General features: G+C 69.9%; 22 protein-coding genes and 1 tRNA gene. 12 read left to right on the forward strand and 11 right to left on the reverse strand.

Features of this window, described 5'->3' with window-relative positions:
* Positions 1-130 precede the first annotated feature (130 nt).
* Positions 131-1540, reverse strand: a complete 1410-nt coding sequence (locus ABD208_RS07660; protein WP_344101238.1) for a glycoside hydrolase family 43 protein — start codon at positions 1538-1540, stop codon at positions 131-133.
* Between the two features lie 139 nt (positions 1541-1679).
* Between ABD208_RS07660 and ABD208_RS07665 the strand changes: the two genes are divergently transcribed.
* A tRNA-Ser gene (locus ABD208_RS07665) sits at positions 1680-1765 on the forward strand.
* A 127-nt stretch (positions 1766-1892) separates the two neighbouring features.
* Here the strand turns inward: ABD208_RS07665 and ABD208_RS07670 are convergent.
* The 3 genes from ABD208_RS07670 to ABD208_RS07680 are packed head-to-tail and all read right to left on the reverse strand — an operon-like array spanning position 1893 to position 5661.
* Positions 1893-3128, reverse strand: coding sequence for a glycosyltransferase (locus tag ABD208_RS07670; protein ID WP_344101240.1), 1236 nt, complete (start codon positions 3126-3128; stop codon positions 1893-1895).
* A 1-nt stretch (position 3129) separates the two neighbouring features.
* The gene (locus ABD208_RS07675) at positions 3130-4278 is read right to left on the reverse strand and encodes a glycosyltransferase family 4 protein (RefSeq protein WP_344101242.1); all 1149 of its coding nucleotides are present in this window, start codon (positions 4276-4278) and stop codon (positions 3130-3132) included.
* 54 nt (positions 4279-4332) lie between these two features.
* Positions 4333-5661 (reverse strand): glycosyltransferase family 87 protein, encoded by a 1329-nt coding sequence (locus ABD208_RS07680; protein ID WP_344101244.1) that lies wholly within the window; start codon positions 5659-5661, stop codon positions 4333-4335.
* Between the two features lie 156 nt (positions 5662-5817).
* Here ABD208_RS07680 and ABD208_RS07685 point away from each other — a divergent pair, with 156 nt between their 5' ends.
* On the forward strand, positions 5818-7149 hold the full coding sequence (locus ABD208_RS07685; protein WP_425561080.1) for an Nramp family divalent metal transporter: 1332 nt from the start codon (positions 5818-5820) through the stop codon (positions 7147-7149).
* Between the two features lie 27 nt (positions 7150-7176).
* Here the strand turns inward: ABD208_RS07685 and ABD208_RS07690 are convergent, their stop codons facing one another.
* Both ABD208_RS07690 and pnuC read right to left on the reverse strand, forming a co-directional pair.
* Positions 7177-8397 carry an acyl-CoA dehydrogenase family protein gene (locus tag ABD208_RS07690; protein ID WP_344101246.1) on the reverse strand — a complete coding sequence of 407 codons (1221 nt, stop codon included), beginning with the start codon at positions 8395-8397 and terminating at the stop codon, positions 7177-7179.
* Between the two features lie 27 nt (positions 8398-8424).
* Positions 8425-9129, reverse strand: coding sequence for a nicotinamide riboside transporter PnuC (gene pnuC, locus ABD208_RS07695; protein WP_344101248.1), 705 nt, complete (start codon positions 9127-9129; stop codon positions 8425-8427).
* A gap of 184 nt (positions 9130-9313) precedes the next feature.
* Here pnuC and ABD208_RS07700 point away from each other — a divergent pair, with 184 nt between their 5' ends.
* On the forward strand, positions 9314-10702 hold the full coding sequence (locus tag ABD208_RS07700) for a glycoside hydrolase family 16 protein (protein WP_344101250.1): 1389 nt from the start codon (positions 9314-9316) through the stop codon (positions 10700-10702).
* A gap of 146 nt (positions 10703-10848) precedes the next feature.
* Positions 10849-11868: a LacI family DNA-binding transcriptional regulator gene (locus tag ABD208_RS07705; RefSeq protein WP_344101252.1), complete on the forward strand. Its 1020-nt coding sequence runs from the start codon at positions 10849-10851 to the stop codon at positions 11866-11868.
* Positions 11869-11946: 78 nt separating this feature from the next.
* Here the strand turns inward: ABD208_RS07705 and ABD208_RS07710 are convergent, their stop codons facing one another.
* Positions 11947-12696 carry a TetR/AcrR family transcriptional regulator gene (locus tag ABD208_RS07710; protein WP_344101254.1) on the reverse strand — a complete coding sequence of 250 codons (750 nt, stop codon included), beginning with the start codon at positions 12694-12696 and terminating at the stop codon, positions 11947-11949.
* A gap of 10 nt (positions 12697-12706) precedes the next feature.
* On the reverse strand, positions 12707-12886 hold the full coding sequence (locus tag ABD208_RS07715) for a hypothetical protein (protein WP_344101256.1): 180 nt from the start codon (positions 12884-12886) through the stop codon (positions 12707-12709).
* Positions 12887-12948: 62 nt separating this feature from the next.
* On the opposite strand from ABD208_RS07715, the gene ABD208_RS07720 reads away from it, so the two are divergent.
* From ABD208_RS07720 to ABD208_RS07755, 8 genes are all read left to right on the forward strand, one after another.
* Positions 12949-13563 (forward strand): mycothiol-dependent nitroreductase Rv2466c family protein, encoded by a 615-nt coding sequence (locus tag ABD208_RS07720; RefSeq protein ID WP_344101258.1) that lies wholly within the window; start codon positions 12949-12951, stop codon positions 13561-13563.
* Positions 13564-13613: 50 nt separating this feature from the next.
* A complete protein-coding gene (locus ABD208_RS07725; protein ID WP_344101260.1) occupies positions 13614-14543 on the forward strand; it encodes an LLM class F420-dependent oxidoreductase in 930 nt (309 codons plus the stop codon).
* Between the two features lie 77 nt (positions 14544-14620).
* On the forward strand, positions 14621-14821 hold the full coding sequence (locus tag ABD208_RS07730; RefSeq protein ID WP_344101262.1) for a hypothetical protein: 201 nt from the start codon (positions 14621-14623) through the stop codon (positions 14819-14821).
* A gap of 209 nt (positions 14822-15030) precedes the next feature.
* Positions 15031-16017, forward strand: a complete 987-nt coding sequence (locus tag ABD208_RS07735) for an ABC transporter ATP-binding protein (RefSeq protein WP_344101264.1) — start codon at positions 15031-15033, stop codon at positions 16015-16017.
* Positions 16014-17684 (forward strand): ABC transporter permease, encoded by a 1671-nt coding sequence (locus ABD208_RS07740; protein WP_344101266.1) that lies wholly within the window; start codon positions 16014-16016, stop codon positions 17682-17684. The genes ABD208_RS07735 and ABD208_RS07740 overlap by 4 nt, the downstream gene beginning before the upstream one ends.
* A 218-nt stretch (positions 17685-17902) precedes the next feature.
* Positions 17903-18199, forward strand: coding sequence for a type II toxin-antitoxin system VapB family antitoxin (locus ABD208_RS07745; protein ID WP_344101268.1), 297 nt, complete (start codon positions 17903-17905; stop codon positions 18197-18199).
* A gap of 10 nt (positions 18200-18209) precedes the next feature.
* Entirely contained in the window at positions 18210-18902 is a 693-nt protein-coding gene (locus ABD208_RS07750; protein ID WP_344101270.1) for a LytR C-terminal domain-containing protein, read from the forward strand.
* Positions 18903-19178: 276 nt separating this feature from the next.
* Complete coding sequence (locus ABD208_RS07755) at positions 19179-20201, forward strand: hypothetical protein (RefSeq protein ID WP_344101272.1); 1023 nt, start codon at positions 19179-19181, stop codon at positions 20199-20201.
* 510 nt (positions 20202-20711) lie between these two features.
* Here ABD208_RS07755 and ABD208_RS07760 read toward each other — a convergent pair.
* The 3 genes from ABD208_RS07760 to ABD208_RS07770 all read right to left on the reverse strand — a co-directional run.
* On the reverse strand, positions 20712-21746 hold the full coding sequence (locus tag ABD208_RS07760) for a hypothetical protein (protein ID WP_344101274.1): 1035 nt from the start codon (positions 21744-21746) through the stop codon (positions 20712-20714).
* A gap of 83 nt (positions 21747-21829) precedes the next feature.
* Positions 21830-24871 carry a type I restriction endonuclease subunit R gene (locus ABD208_RS07765; protein WP_425561081.1) on the reverse strand — a complete coding sequence of 1014 codons (3042 nt, stop codon included), beginning with the start codon at positions 24869-24871 and terminating at the stop codon, positions 21830-21832.
* Positions 24868-25563 (reverse strand): restriction endonuclease subunit S (locus tag ABD208_RS07770; RefSeq protein ID WP_344101276.1); only part of this gene is annotated, 696 nt, incomplete at its 5' end. The genes ABD208_RS07770 and ABD208_RS07765, both read right to left, overlap by 4 nt.

Here is a 25563-nt window from a genome sequence, read left to right on the forward strand (position 1 = left end):
TTATCGCCGATCAGGCAGTTATCGCGGATGTGAGCGCTCATATCCGCGATAACTGCCTGATCGGCGATAACCGCCTGCCGCATCGCCCCCGCCGTCACGCAGGACGCGAACGGGGCGTCTCGCTATCTGGTCAGCGGCGTGTGGTGAGCGTCGCCGGCTCGCTCGTGGCCGTGCCGTGGGCGTTCCTCGCCGTGGCGCGGACGAGCAGGCCGTCCGTGTCGGGGGTGGCGCGGACGCGGAGGGTCGAGGTTCCCCCGTCCGACGTCGCCGGCTGACCCTTGACCGGGGCCTGCCAGGTGGCGCCGTCGTCGTACGACACCTCCCATTCGACGACCGGGCGCGGCGTGCCCGCCGCCGTCGCGGTGAACGACGCGATGCGGCCCCTGCGGGCCGAGGCGTCCGACGGCGCGGTGGTCAGCATCGGGACCTCAACGGTCTGGTCGACGACGGGCCAGCCGTCCGCCCAGCCCAGGCGCTGCAGGCCGAGCGTGGGGAAGTACGGGATCTCCTCGTTGGCGGCGTCGTAGTAGTGGAACGCCAGGACGCCGTCGTGCACGGACTGGCCGCCCGGGCCGACGATCGCGCCGTGCTGCTCGAGCAGGATCGTCCCGCCGCCGCCGAACATGTCGCGGCCCTCCTTGTCGAGGTACGGGCCCGTCACGTCGCGCGAGCGGCCGACGGCGACCTGGTACGTGCTGTTCTCGCCCTGGCAGCAGAAGCCGAACGAGACGAACAGGTAGTACCAGCCGTCGTGCTCGTAGATGTAGGGCGCCTCGACCGGGTTGCCCGGCATGAAGCGGTCCACGAGGTGCTTGGCGTCCGCGAGGGCGCCCTCGACCGGCTTGCCGCCCGGGAACTCGATCTCCACGAGGAAGATGCCGTACCAGAACGAACCGATGGCCATGTAGTGCCTGCCGTCGTCGCCCTCGACGATGCCGGCGTCGATCGCGTTGAACGTCTTGCCGTTCTCGATCGGGTTGGGGGACGTGACGACGGCGCCCTGGTCGACCCACTCGTACTCGGGGTCGGACGGGTCGAGCGTGGTGTTCGTGGCGAGCGCGGTGACGCTGTTGTTCGTGCCGAAGCGGCTCGCGGAGTAGTACAGGTAGTACGTGCCGTCGTGCTCGTAGATCTCCGGGGCCCAGAGGTTGCCGGGCAGGTCGCCGTCGGAGAAGTGCTCGTCGATCCAGGCGGGGATCTCGTCCCAGACGGTGCCCTCGCTCTTCCAGGTGGTGCCCCCGTCGTGGGACGACCAGACCTGGATCGTGCCGCCCTTCTCGCGGTTGACCAGGCCCGTCGAGTAGACGTACCAGGTGCCGGACTTCTCGTCGACGATCAGGGCGGGGTCGTGGATCGGGGAGGTCTCGCCGGTGACGGTGATGCCGCCGGCGGGGAGGTCGGCCTCCGTGGCGGAGCGCACGACGTCGCCGGCCGTGGTGGAGCTGGTGACCGCGCTGCTCGCCGGTGCGGCCGTGGCGAGCAGCAGGAGCCCGGCGACGACGGCGGCCGCGCTGCGGCCTGCGAGGCGGGGACGTGACATGGTGGTTCCTCTCGATGTACAACGTTGTAAATCGCTGTTCGACCGAGACTAGCCACGCCCTCCGGGGCGGTCAAGATTTCGATTGGGTGATCCGGGGTGCGAGCCTGTATCCTGCTACGGCCCGCCCAGCGCGGGCGAAGGTAACGTGTCCGAGCGGCCTAAGGAGCACGCCTCGAAAGCGTGTGTGGTTCATAGCCACCGTGGGTTCAAATCCCACCGTTACCGCGTCGGCGAAGGCGAGATGTGTCCTGTCGGACCATCTCGCCTTCGCCATTTCTTGTGGGGGCACAGCCCCCACGCCCCGGCCTGGGGGCACGCCCCCAGACCCCCGATCGGGGCGGGTGGTGATCGGTTACGGCTGGTTGGCGGCCAGGGCTACGTCGTTGATGCTTGTGGCCGGGATCCCGGGCACGTCCTCGAACGAGCGCCTGCCGTGCAGGGCCAGCATGGCCTCGCCCGTGGCGCTCCACGGGAACAGCTCGGCGCGGGAGCGGGCGCCCGCCCGCCGCCGGACGGGGTCGCGGTCCAGCACGTCGTGGATCGCCACGGCCAGCGCGGCGGGATCCGGCGGTGCCGCGGCCCCGGCCGTGCCCACGACCTCCGGCAGCGCGCTCGTCGACGAGCACACGACCGGCGTCCCCGAGGCGAGGGCTTCCAGCGCCGCCAGTCCGAACGTTTCGATCGGGCCGGGCGCGACGACGACGTCGGCGCAGCTGAGCAGGGTCGCGAGCCGCTCCCTGTCCGGCACGAACGACAGGAACTTGTGCGGCAGGCCCGCCGCGGTCGCCCGGTCGCGCATCGCCGGCAGCAGCGGCCCGGCGCCGGCGACGACGAGCCGCACCCGGCGCCCGTCGCGCATCACCTGGGCTGCGGCGTCGACGGCGAGGTCGACGCGCTTCTCCTGCGAGATGCGGCTGGCCGTCACGATCAGGGTGGTGCCGGGCTCCGCGTACTGGGCCCGGAAGTCGTCGTCGTACCTGTCGGGGCGGAACAGCTCGAGGTCGACGCCGAGCGGGACGCGCGTCAGCGGCGGCAGCTCGACGGACCGCGTCCGGTGGCGCAGCCGCTCGACCTCGCCCGCCGCGAACGCGGTGGTGGCCACGAGGCGGTCGAACCGCGGCAGCGTGGCGAGGTTGTACCGGTCGGCGAACCGCGGCGCCGCCGAGGCGCGCATCGCGGCGACCGGGCCGTCGGGCCGGCTGCCCGGGAACCAGGCGCGCAGCACGCCGTCGACCCGCTCGTGCAGCATCGCGAGGGACGGCACGCCCTCGGCGCGCGCCCAGTCGCCGAGGCTCGTCAGCGTGGTGCGGTCGGAGACCTCCAGCCGGTCCGGCTCGAGCGCCTCGAGGAGGCGCCGCACCTTCCCGGGGCGGACGACGACGCGGTACCCGCCGGAGAACGGCGCGCGCGGAGCGGCGACGGTGATCAGGCGGACGCCGTCCCGGTGGGCGACCGAGTCGCGCTCACCCGGGACGACGAGCACCGGTTCGTGTCCGTGCCGGAGGTACTGCGTCGCCATCGCGTGCATCGCGGTGCGGATCCCGCCGGAGCGCGGACCGTAGAAGTTCGCGATGTGGACGATGCGCACGTCATACCTCCGCCGACCCTGCCCTTTCGTGGACCCGGATCGCGTCTTCGTAGTGGTGCACGAGCTCTTCGCAGATGTCGTGCCAGGTGCGGCTCTCCGCGCGCTCACGAGCGGCGGCCCCGAACGCGAGTCGCTTGCGCTCGTCACCCACGAGGTCGGCCACGTGGCTCCGCAGCGCCTTGTGGTTACCTGGAGCGTACAACCAACCGTCGTGCGAGTGCCGCACGATGTCCAGCGGCCCGCCCGCCGCGGGCGCCACCACGGGGACGCCGCTCGCGTGCGCCTCCTGGAGGGTCTGGCCGAAGGTCTCCAGCTCGCCCGGGTGCACGAACACGTCGAGGCTCGCCATTGCCCGCGACAGTTCCGCGCCCCGCAGCAGGCCGGTGAAGTGGGCGTCCGGCAGGAGGTGGCGCAGCGCGTCCCGCTCCGGCCCGTCGCCGACGACGACGAGCCGCACGCCCGGCAGGTCCCGCAGCACGCGCAGGGCCTCGACCTGCTTCTCCGCGGCGAGCCGCCCGACGTACCCGACCAGGACCTCCCGGCCGTTCCCGACCGCCTGCCGCCACGCCTCGTCGCGGAACCGCGGGTGGAACGACGTCGTGTCCACACCGCGCCCCCACAGGCGCATGTTGGGGATGCCGTGCATCGTGAGCTGCTGCATCGTGGCGGTCGAGGGCACGAGGTTCAGCGTCGCCTTCTCGTGCAGGTCCTTGACCCGCTTCCACAGCAGCGGCTCGAAGTGGCCCAGCCCGTACCGGGCGGCGTAGCCCGGCACCTCGGTCTGGTAGACCGCGACCGTCGGCAGGCCCAGGCGCTCCGCGGCGACCATGCCGAGCCAGCCGAGCACGAACGGGGAGGCCAGGTGGACGACGTCGGGCGCGAACGCCGCGAGCGTGCGCTCCGTGCGCCATTTCTTGCCGACGACGAGCCGCACGTCCGGATAGCCCGGGAAACCGATCGACCCGAGCTCCACGACGGGTGCGCCGCTCACGAACGGGGGAACCGCGCCGTTGTCGGCGTCGGGTGCGAGCACCAGGGCCTCGTCGCCCCGTCGCTCGAGATGATCGAGGACCCGCAGCACGGAGTTGGTCACCCCGTTGACCTGCGGGAGAAAGGACTCCGTGACGATAGCTACGCGCACGATAGCCACTTGACCATCGACGGGTGACGAGTCAGGAGCGCTTGGGGAGAGTGCCGGCAAACGTCACGTGTCATCTTGCTCCTTCTGCAGCGCCGGGGCGGCCGCGGGTTCCGGCACCGGTTCCGCCTCCCGGTGCGGGCTTGCGACCGCGATCTGGACCAGACGTACGATTGCTCCCAGTAAGAGTGCCACGAGCAGGCCGTTGCGCACCGCACCCACGACGATCATGTACTGGAAACCCCCGAGGAACTCCCCGTAACGCACGGGGAAGATCAGGTAGGTCAGGTACGCGGTGACGAGCATGCCGAGCGCCGGGGGCAGCCAGGTGCGCCGCGCGGCCGCGGTGCCGCCGCCGTACAGGGCGATCGCGACGGCGACCGGCGGGCCGATCCAGGCGATGAACTGCGGCGAGCCGACCTTGTTGAAGACGATGAGCGCGAGCAGTTCTGCCGCGGCGACCAGGAGCAGGACGTCGTGGGCCCGCTCGGGCCGGCGCCGGACGGCGAACCAGGCCAGCGCCGCGAGCAACAGCACCACGAGCGGGAGCGCGATGTCGAGCGCCTCGGCGAGCGCGCCCGGCGCGGCGCCGAGGATCTCGTAGGTGTAGATGACGTCGTTCCAGACCGGGTCGTACTCCGGGTTGTTCAGCCCCATCAGCAGGAACGGCGTGGCGCCGACCGCCTCGACCTGGAGCGCCCGGTCGCTCTGCTCGCCGAACACGTCGAGCACCCGGCTGCCGCTGCCCATCACGAGCGCCCACCCGATGACCAGCACGCTCACCACGGCGCCCGGCAGCACGACGTGCCGCGCGAAGCCGGTCCAGCTGCGGGCGGTCGCGGCGATCGCCACGGCCGCCGCGCCCGGGGCGATCTTGATCCACGCGCCGAGGGTCGCCAGCGTCATCGCGACCGCGGGGTGCCGGGCGCTGATCACCAGGGCCAGCAGGATGACGGGCGCGATCACGCCGTCGAGCCGCCCGAGGAAGATCGGGCCGAGGGCGAGCAGGAAGATCAGCCAGAACCATGCCCCGAGCGGCCCGCGCGGGCGCGCGCGCACGAGGAAGACGGTGGCCACCGCGTCGAGCGCGGTGACCAGGCTCAGCCACACCCAGGCGTAGCCGTCCGGCGTCTGGCTGAACCAGGCCGGCGGCGTGATCGCTAGGAGCGCTCCCACGGGGTAGACCCAGCTCTCGTCGAACACGGGCCAGTGACCGGTGCTGATGCCGTTGCGGACCCACCACTCGTACAGACCGACGTCGCCGAAGATCTGCGGCTTCCACTTCCAGGCGTCCTGGATGAGCCAGGCGTGGACGGCCACGAAGGCGACGGTGATCGCCCAGGGCGAGAACAGGACGCGCGCCAGTGCGCGTGGGGGGCGGGGTTCGGTGGTCACGGCCACATCTTTGCACTCCACACCGATGCTGACGAGAGTCTTTGCCCGGAGCATTCCGCGGACCGCGTCCCGCCTCTCGGTCTGCCGTCGCCAGGGGTGTCATTCCGGATTACCGTGAGCTAAGGTTTCGGTCTACCGAAGAATTGAGGTGCGGCGATGACGGCAACTCGCGAGCAGGCCGGGCGGATGCGCGTGCGGCGTGCCCCGCGCCTGGTGTTCCTGCTGGGTCCCGCGTTCGTCGCGGCGATCGCGTACGTGGACCCGGGCAACGTGGCGGCCAATCTCACGGCCGGTGCGCGGTTCGGCTACCTGCTCGTGTGGGTGCTCGTCGTCGCGAACCTGATGGCGGTCCTGGTGCAGTACCTGTCCGCCAAGCTCGGGATCGTGACGGGCAAGTCGTTGCCGCAGGCGCTCGGCGAGCGGCTGCCCCGGCCGGCCCGCCTGGCCTACTGGCTCCAGGCGGAACTGGTGGCCGCCGCGACAGACCTGGCGGAGGTGATCGGCGGCGCCATCGCGCTGAACCTGCTCTTCGGGGTGCCGCTGATCCTCGGGGGGATCCTCACCGGCGTCGTCTCGCTCCTGATCCTGGCCGTCCAGCAGCGGCACGGCCAGCGCCCGTTCGAGGCGGTGATCACGGGCATGCTCGCGGTCCTGACCGTCGGGTTCTGCGCCGGCCTCCTCTTCGCGCCGCCGGACGCCGGCGGCGTCGTCGCGGGCCTCGTGCCGCGGCTCGCGGGCGCGGACTCGCTGCTGCTGGCGGCCTCGATGCTGGGGGCGACCGTCATGCCGCACGCGATCTACCTGCACTCGTCGCTCGCGCGCGACCGGCACGTCAGGCCGGGCCGCGGCACGCTCGCCGGAGACGCCGTCCCTGCTGGTGCCGGGTCCGACGACGCCGTGTCCGACGACGCCGCCGCCGCGCCCGGTCCCGGCGTGTCCACCGAGCGCCTCCTGCGGGCCACGCGGCTCGACGTCGTCCTGGCGCTCCTCCTCGCCGGCGGCGTGAACATCGGGATGCTCCTGCTGGCCGCCGCGAACCTGTCGGGCCGGGAAGGGACCGACACGATCGAGGGCGCGCACGCCGCCATCGCGGACACCCTCGGCGGCGGTGTCGCGGTGCTGTTCGCGATCGGGCTGCTCGCCTCGGGCCTGGCGTCGACGTCGGTGGGGGCCTACGCGGGCGCGGAGATCATGGCCGGGCTGCTCAGGGTCAGGATCTCGCTCCTGGTGCGGCGCCTGGTCACGCTGATCCCGGCCGTGATCCTCCTGGCCACGGGCATCTCACCGACCCTGCTGCTGGTCCTGAGCCAGGTGGTGCTGAGCTTCGGCATCCCCTTCGCGATGATCCCGCTGGTCGTGCTGACCCGGGACCGGGCCCTGCTGGGCCGCTTCCGTAACCGCGTGGCGACCCAGGCGACGGCCTGGCTGGTGGCGGCGGTCATCGTCACGCTGAACGTGACCCTCCTGTACCTGACCCTGGCGCCCTAGCGCCAGGGCCGGCACAGGCGGGGGTGCTCAGGCGAACGCGCTCATGCCCGTGATGTCGCGGCCGATGATGAGGGCCTGCATCGACTCGGTGCCCTCGTAGGTGTGCAGGGCCTCGATGTCGACGAAGTGCCGGGCCACGCGGTTCTCCAGCAGGATGCCGTTGCCGCCCAGCATGTCGCGCGCGATCTGCGCGATCTGGCGCGCCCCGCGGGTGCACGAGTACTTCGCCATCGAGGCCTGCGGGCCGCTCAGCTGCCCCGCCTCGGCCAGCCGCGTGAGCTGCTTCACCAGGAGCTGGAGCTGCGTGAGGACGGACAGCATCTGGGTGAGGCGCTCCTGGACCATCTGGCTCGCCGCGAGCGGGCGGCCGAACTGCGTGCGCTGCTTCGCGTAGGCCACCGCGGCCTCGTAGCAGGCGATCGCGTGCCCGACGGCGCTCCACGCCACCGCCAGTCGCGTCGCGAACAGCACGCGGCCCGTGTCCTTGAACGTCCGGGCGCCCGGCAGCAGGTTCTCCGCCGGCACGAAGACGTCGTTCAGCACGATGTGCGCCTGGTGGATCGCCCGCAGCGCGACCTTGCCCTCGATCGTGGTGGCCTCATAGCCCGGGGTGTCCTGCGGCACGATGTAACCGTGCACCTGGCCGTCCTCGCCGCGGGCCCAGACCACGGTGATGTGGCCGATCGAGCCGAGGCCGATCCACTTCTTCTCGCCGTTGATGACGTAGCCCTCGACGCCGTCGCGGGTGGCGGCGACCGCCGTCGTCTCCAGCGCCACGGAGTCCGAGCCGTGGGTGGGCTCCGTCAGCCCGAACGCCCCGAGGATCTCGCCCCGGGCCATCGGCCCGGCGTACTTCTCGATCTGCTCGTCCGAGCCGAGCATGACGATCGACTGGAGCGCCAGCCCGCCCTGCACGCCGCAGATCGTGGCGACCGAGCCGTCGCCGCGTGACATCTCCATCGCGGCCAGGCCCTCGGCGAGCGGGGAGACCTTCGGCAGCCCCGGCACGTCCACGCCGTCGCGCAGCAGGTCGAGCTCAGCGAGGCGCTTGACCAGGTCCATCGGGACCTCGTAGCGCTCCCAGTGGTCCGAGATCACCGGAAGGACCTCGTCCTGCACGAACGCGCGGACCTTGAGCTGGTGGGCGCGCTCCTCCTCGGTGGCGTCCGCGAACGCCCCGGCGAAGTCGATGTCGAGCGGTTGCGAGAGGTCGTAGGCGGGCGCCGTCACCCCGGGAGTCTGAGTCATGCTCACATCGTGCTCCGGTACCGAATATCACGTCAAGTGATACGCCGTCTCAGCTTCTCGCCGTTGCACGCGCCACCAGACGAAGAACCCGACGAGCGTGAACCCGCCGTAGAACAGGTACATCAGGGCGGTGGCCCAGTACCCGGCGCTCAGGAGCAGCGGCACGCCGACGACGTCGACCATCACCCAGATCAGCCAGAACTCGACCCAGCCCTTCGCCATGCCGTACGTCGCCAGCAGCGAGCCCATGAAGATCCAGGCGTCGGCCCAGACCGGCTCGAACGAGCCCAGGGCCCGGAACACGGGCGTCAGCAGGAGCGTCCCGCCCACCAGGGTCGCGGCGAGACCGAGCCGGGCGCGCGGCGAGGCCCAGCGCGGGTGGACGGCGGCGCCGTCGTCGGACGGGACCTTCCCGTCGGCGCGGACGTCGGCGCCGCGGCGGCGCGTCTCGCGCCAGCGGTACCAGCCGTAGACGGACACGGCGATGAACATGACCTGCCGCCCGGCCTGCCCGAGCATGTCCGCGCGTGACGCCTCGCCGAACCACGAGCCCAGGAACACCGTGAACAGCAACAGGTTCCCGACGATCCCGACGGGCCAGGCCCAGACCTTGCGCCGCATCCCGCCGAGCGCGGAGGCCAGCCCGAACGCGTTGCCGATCACCTCGCGCCAGAGAAGATGCTGGTCACCGATGCTGAAGGTGGCGTCGAACAGCCAGCGGATCGCGTCCATGGAAGAAGCATCGCACGTGGTCACCCGAGCGGCGGAGGGCCTCGGGCGACCGGCCGTGAGATCGCTCTCACGGATTTGGTGCGAACTCTTGATCTGCCCGCGCTACATCGGTATAAATGGTTCTGAGAGCGTTCTCAAGCACCGGAGTCACCTGGGACTCTTCCAACGACGGAAGCGAGTCATCATGAGAACCCGCCACAGGATCACCGCCGTGGCCGTCGGCATCGTCGCCGCAGCGGCCGGCCCCCTCGCAGCAGTGACGACCACCCATGCCGCGGTCCCCGCGCCGCCCACGGGCTGGTCGAGCGTCTGGAGCGACGACTTCAACGGGTCGGCCGGTTCCGGCGTCAACACCACCGACTGGATGTACGACATCGGTCACTCCTACCCGGGCGGCGCCGCCAACTGGGGCACGGGCGAGATCGCCTACCACACCGACAGCCGCCAGAACGTCTACCAGGACGGCAGCGGCAACCTCGCGATCAAGCCGATCCGCGACGCCAACGGCAACTGGACCTCGGGACGCATCGAGACCCGCCGCACGGACTTCCAGCCGCCCCAGGGCGGGGTGCTGGCGGTCGAGGGCCGGATCCAGGCCCCGAACGTGACGGGCGCCGAGGCCCAGGGCTACTGGCCCGCGTTCTGGATGCTCGGCGAGCCTTTCCGCGGCAACTACTGGAACTGGCCGAGCATCGGCGAGATCGACATCCTCGAGAACGTCAACGGCACCAACACCGTCTACGGCACCCTGCACTGCGGCACGATGCCGGGCGGGCCGTGCAACGAGACCGTCGGCCTGGGCGGCAACACGACCTGTCAGGGCACCACCTGCCAGGCGGGTTTCCACACCTACCGCGTCGAGTGGGACCGCAGCGGCTCGGTCGAGGAGATGCGCTGGTACCTGGACGGCCGTCAGTACCACACGGTCCGCGAGACCCAGGTGGACGCGACCACCTGGGCCAATGCCACGGAGCACGGCTTCTTCGTCATCCTCAACGTGGCGATCGGCGGCGGCTGGCCGGGCAACCCGACGTCGTCGACCCGGTCCGGCGTGCCGATGCTCGTCGACTACGTCGCCGTCTACTCCCGGGCCGGTGGTGGCAGCAGCACCCCGACACCGACACCGACGCCCACGCCGACCCCGACCCCGACCTCCGGCGCGCGGGACGCGTACTCGACCATCCAGGCCGAGTCCTACGACGCCCAGAACGGCGTGCAGCTCGAGGCGACCACCGATTCCGGGGCCGGCCAGAACGTGTCCCACCTCGCCGACGGCGACTGGCTGCGGTTCGACGGCGTCGACTTCGGTTCGACGCCGCCGCGCAACTTCTCGGCGCGCGTCGCGTCCGGCGCCGCGGGCGGCGTGAGCGGCCTGGTCGAGGTCAAGATCGACAGCCTCGCCAACCCGTCGGCCGGCAGTTTCGCGATCGCCAACACCGGTGGCTGGCAGAGCTGGCGGACGGTCCCCGGCAACGTCGGCGGCGTGACCGGCAAGCACACCGTGTTCCTGAAGTTCACGAGCGGGCAGCCGGCCGACTTCGTGAACGTCAACTGGTTCACCTTCGGTCGCTGACCTCTCGACACGCACGGCGGGCGGTCTCCGGGCCGTCCGCCGTGCGGCATAGACTCACGAGCAGGGCTGCGCCGGTGCCGGGCCCACCGCGCGTCGGATCACGGCATCACCCGCATCCCCCAGCCCCGCCGAAGGAGACGAGCCCCATGCGCGACCCGCGGACCAGCAGGCCCACGCTCGAGACGGTGGCGCGCCTGGCCGGGGTGTCGCGCGCGACGGTGTCCCGCGTGGTCAACGGGTCGACGGCGGTCACGCCGCGCGTGCAGGAGGCCGTCGACCGGGCCGTCGAGCAGCTCGGCTACGTCCCGAACCCGGCGGCGCGCAGCCTCGTCTCGCGCCGCACCGACTCGATCGCCCTGGTCGTGCCCGAGCCGGCCACGCGGATGTTCTCCGACGACGCCTTCTTCCCGGGCATCCTGCGCGGCATCGGGCAGGAGCTCGAGGCCGCCGACAAGCAGCTCGTGCTGCTCCTCGCCTCCACGCCCGCGAGCCACGAGCGGATCACCCGGTACCTGCGCGGCCGCACCGTGGACGGCGTCATCCTCGCGTCCCTGCACGGGGCCGATCCCTTCCCCACCGAGCTCATGGCGATGGGGATGCCCGTGGTCACGAGCGGCCGCCCGCTCGGGCGCGGCGCGGCGCTCGCGCCCTACATCGACGTCGACCACGCGGGCGGCGTCCGGGCCGCCGTCGAGCACCTGCTGGCCCGGGGGCGCACCCGCGTCGCGACGATCGCCGGCCCGCAGGACATGATCGCGGGCATCGAGCGCCTCGCCGGTTACCGCGACGCGATCGCCGCGGCCGGCATGCGCTCGATCGTCGAGATCGGCGACTTCACGCGCGAGTCGGGGATGGCGGCGATGCGCCGCCTGCTCGACGACGAGCCCGGGATCGACGCCGTCTTCGTCGCCTCCGACCTCATGGCCGACGGCGCCCTGCGCGTCCTGCGCCAGGCGGGCCGCGCCGTCCCCGGGGACGTCGCGGTCATCGGGTTCGACGACGCCGCCACGTCCCGCTACTCCGAGCCGCCGCTGACCACGGTGCGCCAGCCGATCCACGAGATCGGCCGGACCCTGGCGCAGCAGGTGCTGCGGCTGGCGGCCGGCGACGAGGTCGACGACGCGCTGATCCTGCCCACGGAGCTGATCGTGCGCGAGTCGGCCTGACCGGCCGCGCTCCTCGCCGACGACGGCGCCGCGTGCCCTGCGCGTCCGGGGTACCCGGCGCCGTCGTCGGGCAGCCTGCTAGCCCAGCGCGTCGCGGACCGCGCGGGCGATGTCGTCCGGCGGCGCGTCGCCGTCGACGACCGTCACCACCACCCGGCGGCGCGGCGCCTGCGTGCCGGGCTCCGGGGCGCCGGTGCCCCGGCCGAACTGGACCGCGCGCCGCAGTTCGGCGAACGCCTCCTCCAGGTCGGGGCGCAGGTCCAGCGACGGGCTGCGCAGCCAGCGGCGCAGGATCGAGTTGTGCACCGCGACCACCGATGCGGCGAACGCGATCGAGGCGGTGGTGTTGGACCGGTCGCCGGGCAGGGTGTCGCGCAGGTACTGCGTGAAGGCCCGTTCGTAGCGGTGCGTCGTGATCAGCTCACGGTCCCGCAGCGCCGGTACCTGCTGCAGCAGCGCGTAGCGGGCGAGCGACGTCTCGCGCTGGCCGACGTGGTGGTCGAACACCATCCGCGCCGCCCGGCAGACCTCGAGGTACGGGCCCAGCTCCGGGTCCCAGCCGTGCCCGAGGTCGCCGCCGGCCTCCTCGCTGGCGCGCGCCTCCGGACGCGTCGCGGCGAGCATCACCACCACTTCCTCCAGGAGCAGCTCGTGGTCCGCGAAGACCACGTCCTCCTTCGACCGGAAACGGCGGAAGAACGTCGCCCGGCTCACCTTCGCGGCGTCCGCGATCTCCTCGACCGTGGTCTTCTCGTACCCCTGGCGCGTGAAGAGGTCGACCGCGGCGTCCACCGCCTGGGCGTGCGTATGAGGTCGGACCGCTGTCATGCAGGGCAGGCTACCGTTCCCGGATCCGCCCGGCCCGGAGCCGCTGGAGGAAGCGGACCTCGCGCAGGGCGATCGCGGCGCCCAGCGCGAACGGGATCGCCGCCCACACATGCCCCGTGAGCAGGCCGGTCAGGCCGGCCGTCGCGACCACGACGCCGCCGATGACCGTGAACAGGCTGGACCAGCGCATGAGGTCACCGTACCGGGGCGTTCGGCAGGAATGTCCGGCGGCGGCGCGGGGTTCCCCACGGCATGACGCAGAACACACCACCCGTGGTCGACGTGTACGTCGACCCGCTGTGCCCGTTCGCCTGGATCACGTCCCGCTGGGCGCACGAGGTGGCGGCACAGCGCGACATCGACCTGACCTTCAAGCTCATGAGCCTCTACCTGCTCAACGAGGGCCGTGACCTCCCCCCGAGCTACCGCGAGCTGATCGACGGGTCGCGCGGCATGGGCCGCGTCGCCTGCGCCGTGCAGACCGACCACGGTGCCGAGGTGTTCTCGGCGTACTACACCGCGGTCGGCACGCGCGTCCACAAGGGCGGCGAGAAGGACTACGACGCCGTGATCGCCGCGGCGCTCGCCGAGGTGGGGCTGCCCGCGGAACTCGCCGCCGCCGCGGAGTCCGACGCGTACGACGCCGCCCTGCGCACCTCGCACGAGGCCGGGATGAAGCCGGTCGGCGAGGACGTCGGCACGCCGACCATCCACGTGAACGGCGTGGCGTTCTTCGGCCCGGTGCTCCAGTCCATCCCGCGCGGCGAGGACGCCGTGCGGATCTTCGACGGCGCGGTCGCCCTGGCGTCCTACCCCGACTTCTTCGAGCTGAAGCGGACCCGGTCGGGCAGCCTGAACTTCAACTGACCGTGAGGGATGACGGCGAGCTCGGCCGGCGGGATGGCATGGTGGGACGCATGAGCCTCGATCTTCGCGTCTTCACCGAGCCCCAGCAGGGCGCCAGCTACGACGACCAGCTCGCCGTCGCCCGGGCGGCCGAGGAACTCGGTTACAGCGCCTACTTCCGCTCCGACCACTACCTCGCCATGGGTGACGCCGACGGCCTGCCCGGCCCCACCGACGCCTGGACCACGCTCGCCGGCCTGGCCCGCGAGACGTCCACGATCCGGCTCGGCACGCTCGTGTCGTCCGCGACCTTCCGCCACCCCGGGGTGCTGGCGATCCAGGTCGCCCAGGTGGACCAGATGTCGGGCGGGCGCGTCGAGTTCGGTCTCGGCACCGGCTGGTTCGCCGCGGAGCACGCCGCCTACGGGATCCCGTTCCCCGAGAAGCGGTTCGGCCTCCTCGAGGAACAGCTCGAGGTGGTCACCGGGCTGTGGAGAACGCCCGCCGGGGAGACGTTCGACTACTCGGGCCGGCACTACACGCTGACCCGCTCGCCCGCCCTCCCCAAGCCCGCCCAGGCGAGGATCCCCGTCATCGTGGGCGGCGGCGGCCCGAAGCGCACCCCGGCGCTCGCGGCCCGGTTCGCCGACGAGTACAACCAGTCGTTCCCCGAGATCGCCGCGATCGGCCCGCGCGTCAAGGTGATCGAGCAGGCGCTCGTCGCCGCGGGGCGGAGCGCGGACTCGGTGGTCCAGTCCGTGGCTCTCGTGGTCGCGGTCGGCCGGACCGAGTCCGAGTTCACCAGGCGCGCCGCCGCGATCGGGCGCGAGCCCGGGGAGGTGCGCCGGAACGGCCTCGTGGGCACGGTGGACGAGGTGGCCGAACGGCTGCGCGAGCTGGAGAAGGCGGGGATCTCGCGGGTCTACCTCCAGGTCCTGGACCTCGCGGACCTGGAGCACCTGGAGCTGATCGCGCGCGAGGTGCGGACGCAGCTCTCCTGACCCCGGTTCCCGGACCGGGCAAGGTCTCCGGGATCTCCGGGTTCCCTCCCGCGGGACGTGTGTATACCCTGTTGAGCATGGGTTCGGCAGAGGGTCCCGCGATGCGCGGCCCGGCCGCGCCCGCGGCGGTTCAGACCGCCCGGGCGCGGACCCGCGGCACCGCCGGAACGGCCCGGCGCACGCCGCCGGCGCTCGGCGCCCCGCATCTCACCGCACGCCGCATGCTCGACGACTACCTCATGTACGTCCCCGACCCGCCCGGCGGTACGACGGCGTAGCCCGTCCGACGACGCCGCCCGGTGCCGGCGCGAGAGTCCGCCTCCGCGCCCGTCGCAACCCGGCACGAGGGGCGCGTGGACCCACGTCCGCGCCCCGCGCCGTCGTCGTCCACCGATACCGCGAGACCGCGGCACCACCTCAGCAGATTCCTGCTGCTTCCCACGCTTCTCCGCCTGCTGGCACCATCGACCAGAGAGCGAGACCTCCCATGACCACACCTGTCTCCGGCGTACCCGCGATCGAGATCACCGGCCTGAGCAAGTCCTTCGGCACGGTGCGGGCCCTCGACGGGCTCGACCTGACCGTGATGCCCGGCGAGGTCGCCGGGTTCCTCGGCCCCAACGGGGCCGGGAAGTCCACCACCATCCGCGTCCTGCTCGGCCTGCTTCGCGCCGACGCGGGGACGGCCCGCATGTTCGGCCGCGACGTCTGGCACGACGCCGTCGCGCTGCACCGGCGCATCGCCTACGTGCCGGGCGACGTCAGCCTCTGGCCCAACCTGACCGGCGGCGAGTGCATCGACTACCTCACCCGCCTGCGCGGGAGCGGTGACCGGAAGGCCCTGCGGGCCCGCCGGGCGGAGCTGCTGGAGCGGTTCGAGCTCGACCCGCGCAAGAAGGCCCGCACCTACTCCAAGGGCAACCGGCAGAAGGTCGCGCTCGTCGCGGCCTTCCTGTCCGACGCCGAGCTGTACATCCTCGACGAGCCCACCTCCGGGCTCGACCCGCTCATGGAGTCGGTGTTCACCGCCCACGTGCGCGAGGTGAAGGAGGCGGGGCGGTCCGTGCTGCTGTCCAGCCACATCCTCAGCGAGGTCGAGAAGGTGTGCGACACCGTGACGATCATCCGGAACGGCGCCGCCGTCGAGCACGGCACGCTCGACGAGCTGCGGCACCTGACGCGGTCGAGCGTGACCGCGGTGGTCGGGGCCGACCCGGCGCGCGTGTCGGCGCTCGGGTCGCTGGAGTCCGTGAACGGCCTGCGGACGACGACGTCGGACGGCACGACGCAGGTGACGTTCCACGCCGACAACGCGAGGATCGGGGAGGTGCTGCGTGCCCTTCCCGGGCTCGACGTGCACGGGATCACCGTGACGCCGCCGTCGCTCGAGGAGCTGTTCATGCGGCACTACGGGGACGTGATCGAGGCGGACGAGGCGGCGGCCGAGAACGCCGGTCAGGCGGGTTCGCGATGAGCGCCGTCGTCACCGCTCCTCGGGGCGGGCGCACCGCCGCGTCGTCGTCCCGGTCCACGCTCACCGGGACCGGCAGGCTCGTGCGGTTCATGCTGCGGCGGGACCGCCTGCGGCTGGTGATCTGGACGGCGGTCGTCGTCGCCGTGTACGCCGCGTCGTTCGCGCCCGACGGCGAGTACGAGGTGCTGCGCGACGACGCCGAGGCGCGGGAGAAACGGGCGCTGGTCCTGAGTGCTCCCGTGATGACCATGCTCGCCGGCCCCGGCTACGGCCTCGACGACTACACGATGGGCGCCGCCGTCGCGAACGAGCTGATCCTCTGGCTCGTGCTCACGCTCGCGGTCATGTCGATCCTCCAGGTGGTGCGGCACACACGGTCCGAGGAGGAGTCGAGCAGGGCCGAGCTCGTGCGGGCCGGTGTCGTCGGACGGCATGCGCCGCCCGTCGCGGCGATGATCGTCGTGACGATCTGGAACGTCGTCATCGCCGCGGCGTCCTGGGCGGTGTTCGTGGGCATGGGGCTGCCGGCCCGGGACTCCTTCGCCATGGTCGCCGGGCTGGCGCTCGCGGCGCTCGTGTACGCGGCGGTGGCGCTCGTGGCGGCGCAGGCGATGGAGAGCGGCGGCGGGGCGATCGGCGTCGCGTTCGCGGTGCTGGGCGGGACGTACTTCGTGCGGACGCTGGGTGACCTGCAGGAACGGCACGGCGGCGCGCTGTCGTGGTTCTCGCCGATCGCCTGGGTGCAGCAGACGCGGGCGTTCGTCGACCTGCGGTGGTGGCCGCTCGCGTGGTGCGCCGTGGCTGCCGTGGTGCTGCTCGTCGTGGCCGGGATGCTGGCGTCGCGGCGCGACTTCGGGGCGGGGCTCGTCGCCGTACGCCCCGGGCGGGCGGGCGCGAGGCCGTTCCTGCGGGGGCCGGTGGCGCTGGCGTGGGTGCGGCAGCGGGCCGGGATGCTCTGGACGGCGTTCGGGCTCGGGGTGTTCTGGCTGGCCACCGGGACGATCCTGGAGCAGGTGCCGGAGATGGGGGAGGCGCTCGCCGAGAACCCGCTGTACGCCCGGATGATGGCGGGTACCGAGGCCGAGCAGATCCGGGCGTTCGCGGGGATGATCGGGCTGTTCGCGGCCACGGGCGCCGCGGCCTACGCGATCGTCATGGGGACGCAGGTCAAGGCGGACGAGGAGACGGGCCGCGCGGAGCTCGTGCTGGCTCGCCCGGTGGGCCGGGTGCGGTGGCTGGCGGCGAACACGCTGGTCACGCTGCTGGGGGCGGTCTTCGTCCTGGCGGTCGGGATCCTCGCGATGGCGTGGGGTGCGGAGCTGACGGGCCTCGAGGCGGTCGGCCCGGGTGACTTCGCCCGGCTCGGCGTCGCCTACCTGCCGGCCGTCGCGGTGTACGCCGGGCTGGCCGTCGCCGTCCACGGCTGGGCGCCTCGCGCGACGGGGGTGGTGTGGGCCGTCTTCGGGTGGTCGCTGGCCGTCGGGATCCTCGCCGACGTGCTCGGCCTGCCGGACCAGGCGCGCGCGCTCTCGCCGTTCTGGTGGGTGTCCGACGTGCTCACCGAGGGCGCCGAGTGGGGCCACGTCGCGGGGCTGGCCGGCGTCGCGGCGGTCCTGCTGGTGCTGGGTCTCGCGGGGTTCCGCAGGCGGGACGTGCCGTCCGTGTGACCGGCCGATGCCCGACGGCGGTGGCCGGCTCCCTGCGACGCCCCGGCGGACGCGTGATTCGATGGGACCCACCGTCGTCGGGCATTCGTCCCTTGTCCTGACGGCTGACAGCAGCTGCGCGGAGACCGTGTGGACACGGAACGGACTTTGCGTGATGTGACCGTTTCGATAGGCTGTTCCGTCCCTTCCGATCATTGGCCAACCCTAGGATTTCCATCATGATCTTCAAGGCCGTCGGGGGCGGCCGTCCTTACCCCGACCACGGGCGCACCCGCACCCGGGACTGGGTCGACGTCCCACCCCGGCAGGTCCGGCTCGACGAGCTCGTGACCACGAAGCGAACGCTGGACCTGGAGACCCTTCTCGCGGAGGACTCCACGTTCTACGGGGATCTGTTCGCGCACGTGGTCGAGTTCGAGGGCACGCTCTATCTCGAGGACGGACTGCACCGGGCGGTGCGGGCCGCGCTGCAGCAACGGCCTGTTCTGCACGCGCGCGTCCTCACGATCGGATAGGTTTTCACACGTGACCAACCCCTCCCCAGACTCGTCGTACGACGAGGCGCGCGTCGCACGGCGCAAGCACGAGCACGAGCGTCAGGCCGTGGTCTTCGGCGTGATCATCGCCTTTCTCGCGGTATGCGGGATCTTCGCGCTGGCGATGTTCACCGGTTCGCTCGTGGGGCCGTTCCAGCGGGAGTTCACCGTGGTGGGCGTGTCGCAGCAGGAGGAGGTTCCCGCGCCGTGCCTGCCCGAGGTCGAGGGACAGCCCGACGGCGCGCTGCCGCTGCCCTACGCGAACGTGAAGGTCAACGCGCTGAACGCGTCGACGAGCCAGGGCGTCGCGAAGGCTTTCGAGACCGTTCTCGTCGAGCGCGGATTCACGGTGCTCGAGCTGGGTGACGCGTCCGTCAAGCTGGAGGCCTCCGAGCTGAGGTTCGGCAAGAAGGGGATCGTGGCCGCGTACACGCTCGCGGCGCAGTTCCCGTCGAGCCGGCTGGTGCTGGACGACCGCACGGGGGAGACCGTGGACCTCCTGGTCGGCGAGGAGTTCGACAAGCCGCTCGACGTCGAGGACGTGGAGATCGCCGCGGACGAGCCGCTGACCAACGCCGAGAACTGCGTGCCGGCGTCGGAGATCACGCCGAAGGAGCGGCTCGAGTTCGACACGGACGTGGCGGAGGAGGCCTCGGGCGAGCCCGAGGTCGCCGAAGGGTGACCCGGCCCGCGGACGGGGGCGCTTGAGCCTGCCCGCCGGGCCCGCCGGACAACGCAAGAGCCCGGGACCGTTGGATCTCCAACGGTCCCGGGCTCCGTCACTGCGGCGGAGGATGGGGGAAACTCCCCCATATCGCTCTGACCTGCGACGATGTTGAGAAATTTGCGGTGTGACTATTCCGGGACTACTTCGAGCCCGGTCACAGAGGTCGGCCCTGGTAGCGGTTGCCACCGCTGACCAGGGCCTGGGCCGGGCACCTTTCACGGAGGTCCCGCCTTGTCCCTCAAGCGTACTCGTGATGCCCTCGGCGTCGAGGAGCATCTGAACAGGAGAGGTCGTCGCGGCCGGCGTGGCCGTGGCTGGTTCACGGTCGAGGTCGAGCCGGGGAGGTACGCGCGGGTGCCCGCGTGGCGGTCGCGCGAGACGTTCCTCGCCGCAGTCGACGAGGTGGCGGCGCGTAGCTCGTGGCGTGCGCCGCGGCGGGCGTCGTTCACCAGGGTGCTCGGAATGCTCGCCGAGGTGGCCGACGGCGCGACCGGGCGGGGCGTGCAGGTCTCGGTGCGGACGATCGCGTCGCGCACGGGGCACTCGCGCGGGACCGTGTTCCGGCGGCTTGCCGACGCGCGGCGGGCTGGCCTTCTGGTCGACGTCGCCCGTGGGCGGCACACCTACCGCGGAGAGCGGGCGCGGGCGAGCCTGGAAGTCGGGCGGCGGGTGCACCGCGTGGCGACCACCAGGGCGCTCACGCACCGGCCCGACGTCGTCGTTGAGACCCCACCCACGCCTTCTGGCGTGGGTAGTTCCCTTCCGTCCGTAGGACTTACCAAGCGCGCGCGGCGCGCCCGGCCGAGACCGATCGCGGTACAGCGGTTGGCGGCCGGGCTCGTCGCCCGCCGGGGTATGGCCTGGGCCGACGGCGGGCGGCACATCGGGGCGCTGTGCGGGGTGCTGGAGTCGGTGCTGCCCGACGCCGGGGCGTGGACGTCCCAGGATGTGCTCGGGGCACTCGAAGGGCGGGTGCGGGCGCGGGGCGGCGTCGAGCTGGGGCGCGACGCACGGGACCGACTCGGCTACCTGCGGCACGCGTTGACCGAGGCGGTCGCGGCCGGGGCAGTCCCGGCCACTGTGCGGGCTGTTGCTGCCCGTTCCGAACGAGCCGAGGTCCTCGCCCGACGACGGGCGGAGGACGCCGATGTCGCTGCGCGGCTCGCAGCTACAGATCCTGCGGCCGTAGCGGCGGCACGCGCAAGCATCCGGGCGAGCATCGCGGCGGCGCGGCGGGCCGGGAGGGCAGCATGAGCGGGGCAGGCTGGGTTGACGTGCCCCTGTGGGATGCCCTGGGGCACGACGACGGCGATCGGGGCGCGGCGAGACAGCGCCCCATGGGTGCCCCGGCGGTCACGGATGCGTCGGCCGCTGTCACAGATGCAGTGCGCGTCACGGGTAGCGCACCTGTCACGGATGCTGCATCCGTCACGGACGCCGCACGGTGCCTTGGCATCGTGCGTGACGAGCGCGGCCGGGTGCGCCAGGTCTGGCGGTGCCTTATGTGTGACGGTGCGTTCGCCGCGCGGGCGGGCGCGAAGACGTGCTCGGCGCGGTGTCGGCAGGCGCTGCGCCGCGCGCAGATGAAGACCGATGTCACAGATGCGGACCCGTGAACACCAGCGGTCAGATCCGTTGCCGCTCCAGTGCCTTCTCCAAAGGTCGGCACAGCGACGCCAAGCCCGATGGCCAGCCTGCACCGGATCAACGTGAGGCCCTCCTTCGCACGATGGAATGCATCGACGGGGTCCGAAAACGGGTGAGCTACTGCCTCGCCCATCGGAACGTCTTCAGGAACTCCTGAAACTCGCTCCTGAAAGCTTCCTTGTACTCTTCGACTACGTCGGCGGAATCGATATCAGCGAATCGGTCATGGCTGTACAGATTGAGAATCTTCGTCATCAGGGCAGCATCTGGCCCAACCAGCAGGTCACCCCATCCCCCCGTATAGCCGAGGAAGTTGGCCGTCTTCTCGAGTAGCGCTCGGAACTGATTAAAGTGAACTCGCTCAATCGAATTCGCGGAGATTGCCCCTTGAAGATCATCGATAATCCCCAGGTGATAACTGAAAGGCGAGTCCCTTGGCTGCCTGGCAAGCGTCCACCCGGCGGCCGGGCCTCGCGCAAGAACGTACGACAGGTTATCCTTCCGGCGCAGCGAGTTGAACAGAACATTAAAGAAGAGGGCATGGTGGGTAGAGATCACGAATTTCAAGTCCAGCTTTGAAGCTCGCCTGGTGAGTTCCGCCAGCGCAAGGGCCACTGATACGATGCGCGAATCGTCCATCGACGAGACTGGATCGTCTACTACCGCAAGCGTTAGTTGATCGTAGGCGGCCGTTGAACGCCGATCGGGACTATCGCTAAGTGTCTCAACCGCTTCGCTCAATACAGAGTAATAGACGCTCCAAACAAATATGCTCTCCTCTGCTCGTGATATCTTGATACCGTCCGCCGAGTCATCGTCACCCTTGTGTATACCAAAGCTGATATCGCCGCTTTCGAAATCAATCCTTGGTTCAATTCTGTCACTCGTGAAGGATTGGAAGTTGTTGATGATCGCGCCGTCAAGTCCTTGAGTGACGATACTTTCAAATAGCTCCGACTCCGGATCCATCTTCAGCACGACTCGCTCATTGTCCCAGTTGAATACGTCCTCGACAAAGGAGTTGTAGAGGGCTACGCCCTCGTGGTCACGCTCCTTAAGGTGCTGAGCCAGCCGAGTCTTACCGATTGTATTCGGAGCATAAATCAGGGCAGTGCGCGAATCGGCAAGACCCTGCAACACCTCCTCGGCCAAGCTTTCGACTGTTTCATGATGGCTTGCCGTCCTAGATGGTCTCCGTTGCATCACACGCTGTTCTCCCGACTCCATCCCTCTCCCTACATCAGGTCGTAGAACCGGTTGAAGTACGCCGTGAGCCTCTCGATGACGGTCTGCTTCTTGGCCGAGTGGTTCGAGCCGCGGGAGAACCGTGACACCGGCGGCAGGATCCTCGTGACCGCGGTTCCCGCGGCTCGGATCGCGCCGTCGCGGAATGCCTCCTCGATGAACTTCCGTGTCTCGTCGGGCTTGAGCTGCTCCTCGGCGATGATCTGGTTCAGCTCGGCTGTGCGGGCCGCCTGGATGTACCTGCGCCAGTCCTCGGCGACGTCGTCGTCGATCGTGAGCTTGTCGACGAACTCCTTGATGAGGTCCTTCTTGTTCCGCAGGGAGGGCGACGCGTCGATGGCCCGGTCGATGGCGGCCTTGATCTCGCGGTCCTCGACGCCCCCGCGCGCCTCGCGGCGCTTGGCGACAAGCATGAGGATGTAGTCGACGTTAATCTCGACCTGCTTGATCAGCTCGATCTCGAACACGACGTCGTCGTTGATCGTCTCCTTCTCCGCGGCGTCGACGCGGCGGAACTCGGCGTGCAGGTCCAGGTAGATCGACTGGTAGTCCTGCAGCTCGCGGGGAGACATCACATCGTTGCCGAGGAACTCGTCGAACGAGACCAGGATGTTCCGCAGCCGCAGGATGGCACCGAACAGCTTGATGAACGTCTTCTGCGCGGCCTCGCCGACGATCGGCGTCCCGAGCGGGAACTGCTCGCGTAGCTCGGTGACCTTCTCGACGTACTGGCCGTAGTACTCCGCGTACGGCTTGAGCAGCACGACCCCGCCGGCATCCTTGTCCCCGAACAGGGCCAGGGCGTCGTTGGTCTCCTCCTCCAGGTTCCGGAAGGAGACGATGTTCCCGTACGTCTTGACGGAGTTCAGGATCCGGTTGGTACGCGAGTACGCCTGGATGAGCCCGTGCGCCCGCACGTCCTTGTCCAGCCACAGCGTGTTCAGGGTGGTTGCGTCGAACCCGGTGAGGAACATGTTGACCACGATCACGAGGTCCACCTCGCGGTTCTTCAACCGCAGCGACAGGTCCTTGTAGTAGCTCTGGAAGCTGTCCGACGACGTGTCGAAGTTCATGCCGAACATGTCGTTGTAGTCCTGGATCGCGTGCTCCAGGAAGTCCCGCGATGACGCGTCCAGTTCACCCGGGTCGAAGTCTTCCTCCCCGAGTAGCCCGGCCTCCATCTCCTCCGCGGACTCGTTGGGAGCATAGGAGTAGATCAGCGCGACTTTGAGCTGTTGAGCTTCGGGCATCCCGACCTGCTGGACCGTGAACTGGTCGTAGTAGGTCTTCGCCGCCTTGATCGACTCGGTGGCGAAGATCGAGTTGAACCCCGCGACCCGCCGCTTGTCCAGCCGGTACGTCTCGTTGCGTCGCGTCTTCTGGTCGAAGTGCTCCCGGATGTACCGCACGACGTCGTGTACTCGTCTCGGGTCCAGCAGCGCCTTCTCCCGGTCGATCTTGGAGACCTGCTTGCTGGCCCCGTTCTGCGGGTCGCGCACCGTGTTGATGTAGTCGATCCGGAACGGCAGCACGTTCTTGTCGTTGATGGCGTCCACGATCGTGTACGTGTGCAGCTTCTCGCCGAACGCCTGCTCAGTGGTCTTCAACCGCGGGTTGCCGCCCGATCCCGCGTTCTGCGCGAAGATCGGCGTCCCGGTGAACCCGAACAGGTGGTACCGCTTGAACGCCCTGGTGATCGCTGTGTGCATCTCGCCGAACTGGGACCGGTGGCACTCGTCGAAGATGATGACCACGCGTCCGTCGTAGACGGCATGGCCACGGTTCGCCTTGATGAACCCGGACAGCTTCTGGATCGTGGTGATGATGATCCGCGCCGACGGGTCCTCCAGCTGCCGCTTCAGTACGGCTGTGGACGTGTTCGAGTTCGCCGCGCCCTTCTCGAACCGGTCGTACTCCCGCATGGTCTGGTAGTCGAGGTCCTTGCGGTCCACGACGAACAGCACCTTCTCCACGTCATGCAGCCGCGTGGCAAGCTGCGCGGCCTTGAACGACGTGAGCGTCTTGCCCGACCCGGTGGTGTGCCACACGTACCCGCCGGCTGCCGTGGTCCCGAGCTGCTTGAGGTTCTTTGACGTCTCGATCCGGTTCAGGATCCGTTCCGTCGCGGCGATCTGGTAAGGCCGCATCGCCAGCAGCGTCCGCTCGGCCGTCAGCACGCAGTACCGAGTCAGAATGTTCAGCAGCGTGTGCTTGGCGAAGAACGTTCGCGTGAACCCGACCAGGTCCGCGATCGGCTTGTTGTTCGCGTCCGCCCACCACGACGTGAACTCGAACGAGTTCGACGTCTTGCGCCCCCGGCCCTGCTTCTTTCCCTGCTCGGCCAGATGCTGGAACCGCGTCGTGTTCGAGTAGTACTTGGTCAGCGTTCCGTTCGAGATCACGAACAACTGCACGTACTCGAACAGGCCCGACCCCGCCCAGAACGACTCCCGCTGATACCGATCGATCTGCCGGAACGCCTCCCGGATGTCCACGCCCCGCCGCTTGAGTTCGACGTGCACCATCGGCAGACCGTTCACCAGCACGGTGACGTCATACCGGTGACGCCGGACCCTGCCCGATGGCGACGCCCCCTCCGCCTCGTATTGGTTGATCACTTGCAGCCGGTTGTTGTGGATGTGGTCCTTGTCGAGCAGGCGGATGTTCCTCGTCGACCCGTCGTCCCGTGTCAACAACTGGACCGGGTCCTCCTGCATCCGGGTCGTCTTCTCCACGATGCCGTCCCGCTCACCCGCGATGCACTCGGTGAAGAACCGCTTCCACTCCTCGTCGCTGAACACGACATCGTTGAGCGCCTCGAGTTGGGAACGGAGGTTCGCCACCAGATCCTCCTCGGACCTGATCGACAGATACTCGTACGCCTGCTCACCCAGGAGTCGGATCAACTCGGCCTCGAGATCCGCCTCCGACTGATACCGCGACGCCGACGCCGGATCCGCTTCGAACTCCGCGACCACCGTCGACTCCGACGACATCGCGATCGGCACCACTCGAACGGAACTTTCACTCACGCGGCAGCCTCCTCGAACGACAGCAACTGGTCCCGGTAGTACGCATACTGCTGGCGGCGCGCCTTGATCTCCGCCGGCAGACCCGACGACAGGTCGTTCACGAGTGCGTCGAACGAGTTGAGGATGCCGACTATCCGGCGCTGTTCTTCGAGCGGAGGTACAGGCACCACGATCTGGCCGAGACCCGCACCACCCACCCGCTTCACTTTCCCTCGGGCCACGTGCTTCTCCTTCTGGGCATGGAAGTCAGCGGTCTGCATGGCGTATGCGATATATGTCGGATCGGCATCGGATCGGAACGCGAAGGAATCGTCGTGAATGGCTACCTCGGCCTCACCGAGCCAGGCAACCGCCTTGCCGACGTCCTCCACGGTTTCGCCTACCCCGGCGATCACAACATCCCCAGGCTGTGCAAAACGTAATGCGCTGCGGATCTCTTCACGAAGGTGGGAGAGTGTATTCGATGCCGAAACGCCATAGTGTGTGTAAATCTCACCATAGTGAATGCTTGGAATTCCGCTGGTAGCTACGTCGCTCTTCGTGAACCGACGTCCTCGGATAAAGATCCCGAGCTCACCCATCGCGACATGCTCGACATTTTTCCCGGCAAATGCGAGAAGGGTGTCACGGTAGTGGGTATACTGGTGTTTGCGGGCCTCCAGCTCCGCCTCCAGCTCCGCCTCCAGCTCCGC

This window comes from Myceligenerans crystallogenes, from assembly GCF_039529775.1.
Classification (GTDB): domain Bacteria; phylum Actinomycetota; class Actinomycetes; order Actinomycetales; family Cellulomonadaceae; genus Myceligenerans; species Myceligenerans crystallogenes.

Excerpts from the sequence above, each read along its gene's own strand:
- ABD208_RS07705 (WP_344101252.1), top strand. The coding sequence starts at position 10,849 with ATGCGCGACCCGCGGACCAGCAGGCCCACGCTCGAGACGGTGGCGCGC.
- ABD208_RS07715 (WP_344101256.1), bottom strand. The coding sequence starts at position 12,886 with ATGCGCTGGTCCAGCCTGTTCACGGTCATCGGCGGCGTCGTGGTCGCG.
- ABD208_RS07700 (WP_344101250.1), top strand. The coding sequence starts at position 9,314 with ATGAGAACCCGCCACAGGATCACCGCCGTGGCCGTCGGCATCGTCGCC.
- ABD208_RS07740 (WP_344101266.1), top strand. The coding sequence starts at position 16,014 with ATGAGCGCCGTCGTCACCGCTCCTCGGGGCGGGCGCACCGCCGCGTCG.
- ABD208_RS07660 (WP_344101238.1), bottom strand. The coding sequence starts at position 1,540 with ATGTCACGTCCCCGCCTCGCAGGCCGCAGCGCGGCCGCCGTCGTCGCC.
- ABD208_RS07725 (WP_344101260.1), top strand. The coding sequence starts at position 13,614 with ATGAGCCTCGATCTTCGCGTCTTCACCGAGCCCCAGCAGGGCGCCAGC.
- ABD208_RS07710 (WP_344101254.1), bottom strand. The coding sequence starts at position 12,696 with ATGACAGCGGTCCGACCTCATACGCACGCCCAGGCGGTGGACGCCGCG.
- ABD208_RS07730 (WP_344101262.1), top strand. The coding sequence starts at position 14,621 with ATGGGTTCGGCAGAGGGTCCCGCGATGCGCGGCCCGGCCGCGCCCGCG.
- ABD208_RS07690 (WP_344101246.1), bottom strand. The coding sequence starts at position 8,397 with ATGACTCAGACTCCCGGGGTGACGGCGCCCGCCTACGACCTCTCGCAA.
- ABD208_RS07685 (WP_425561080.1), top strand. The coding sequence starts at position 5,818 with ATGACGGCAACTCGCGAGCAGGCCGGGCGGATGCGCGTGCGGCGTGCC.
- ABD208_RS07745 (WP_344101268.1), top strand. The coding sequence starts at position 17,903 with ATGATCTTCAAGGCCGTCGGGGGCGGCCGTCCTTACCCCGACCACGGG.
- ABD208_RS07735 (WP_344101264.1), top strand. The coding sequence starts at position 15,031 with ATGACCACACCTGTCTCCGGCGTACCCGCGATCGAGATCACCGGCCTG.
- pnuC (WP_344101248.1), bottom strand. The coding sequence starts at position 9,129 with ATGGACGCGATCCGCTGGCTGTTCGACGCCACCTTCAGCATCGGTGAC.
- ABD208_RS07720 (WP_344101258.1), top strand. The coding sequence starts at position 12,949 with ATGACGCAGAACACACCACCCGTGGTCGACGTGTACGTCGACCCGCTG.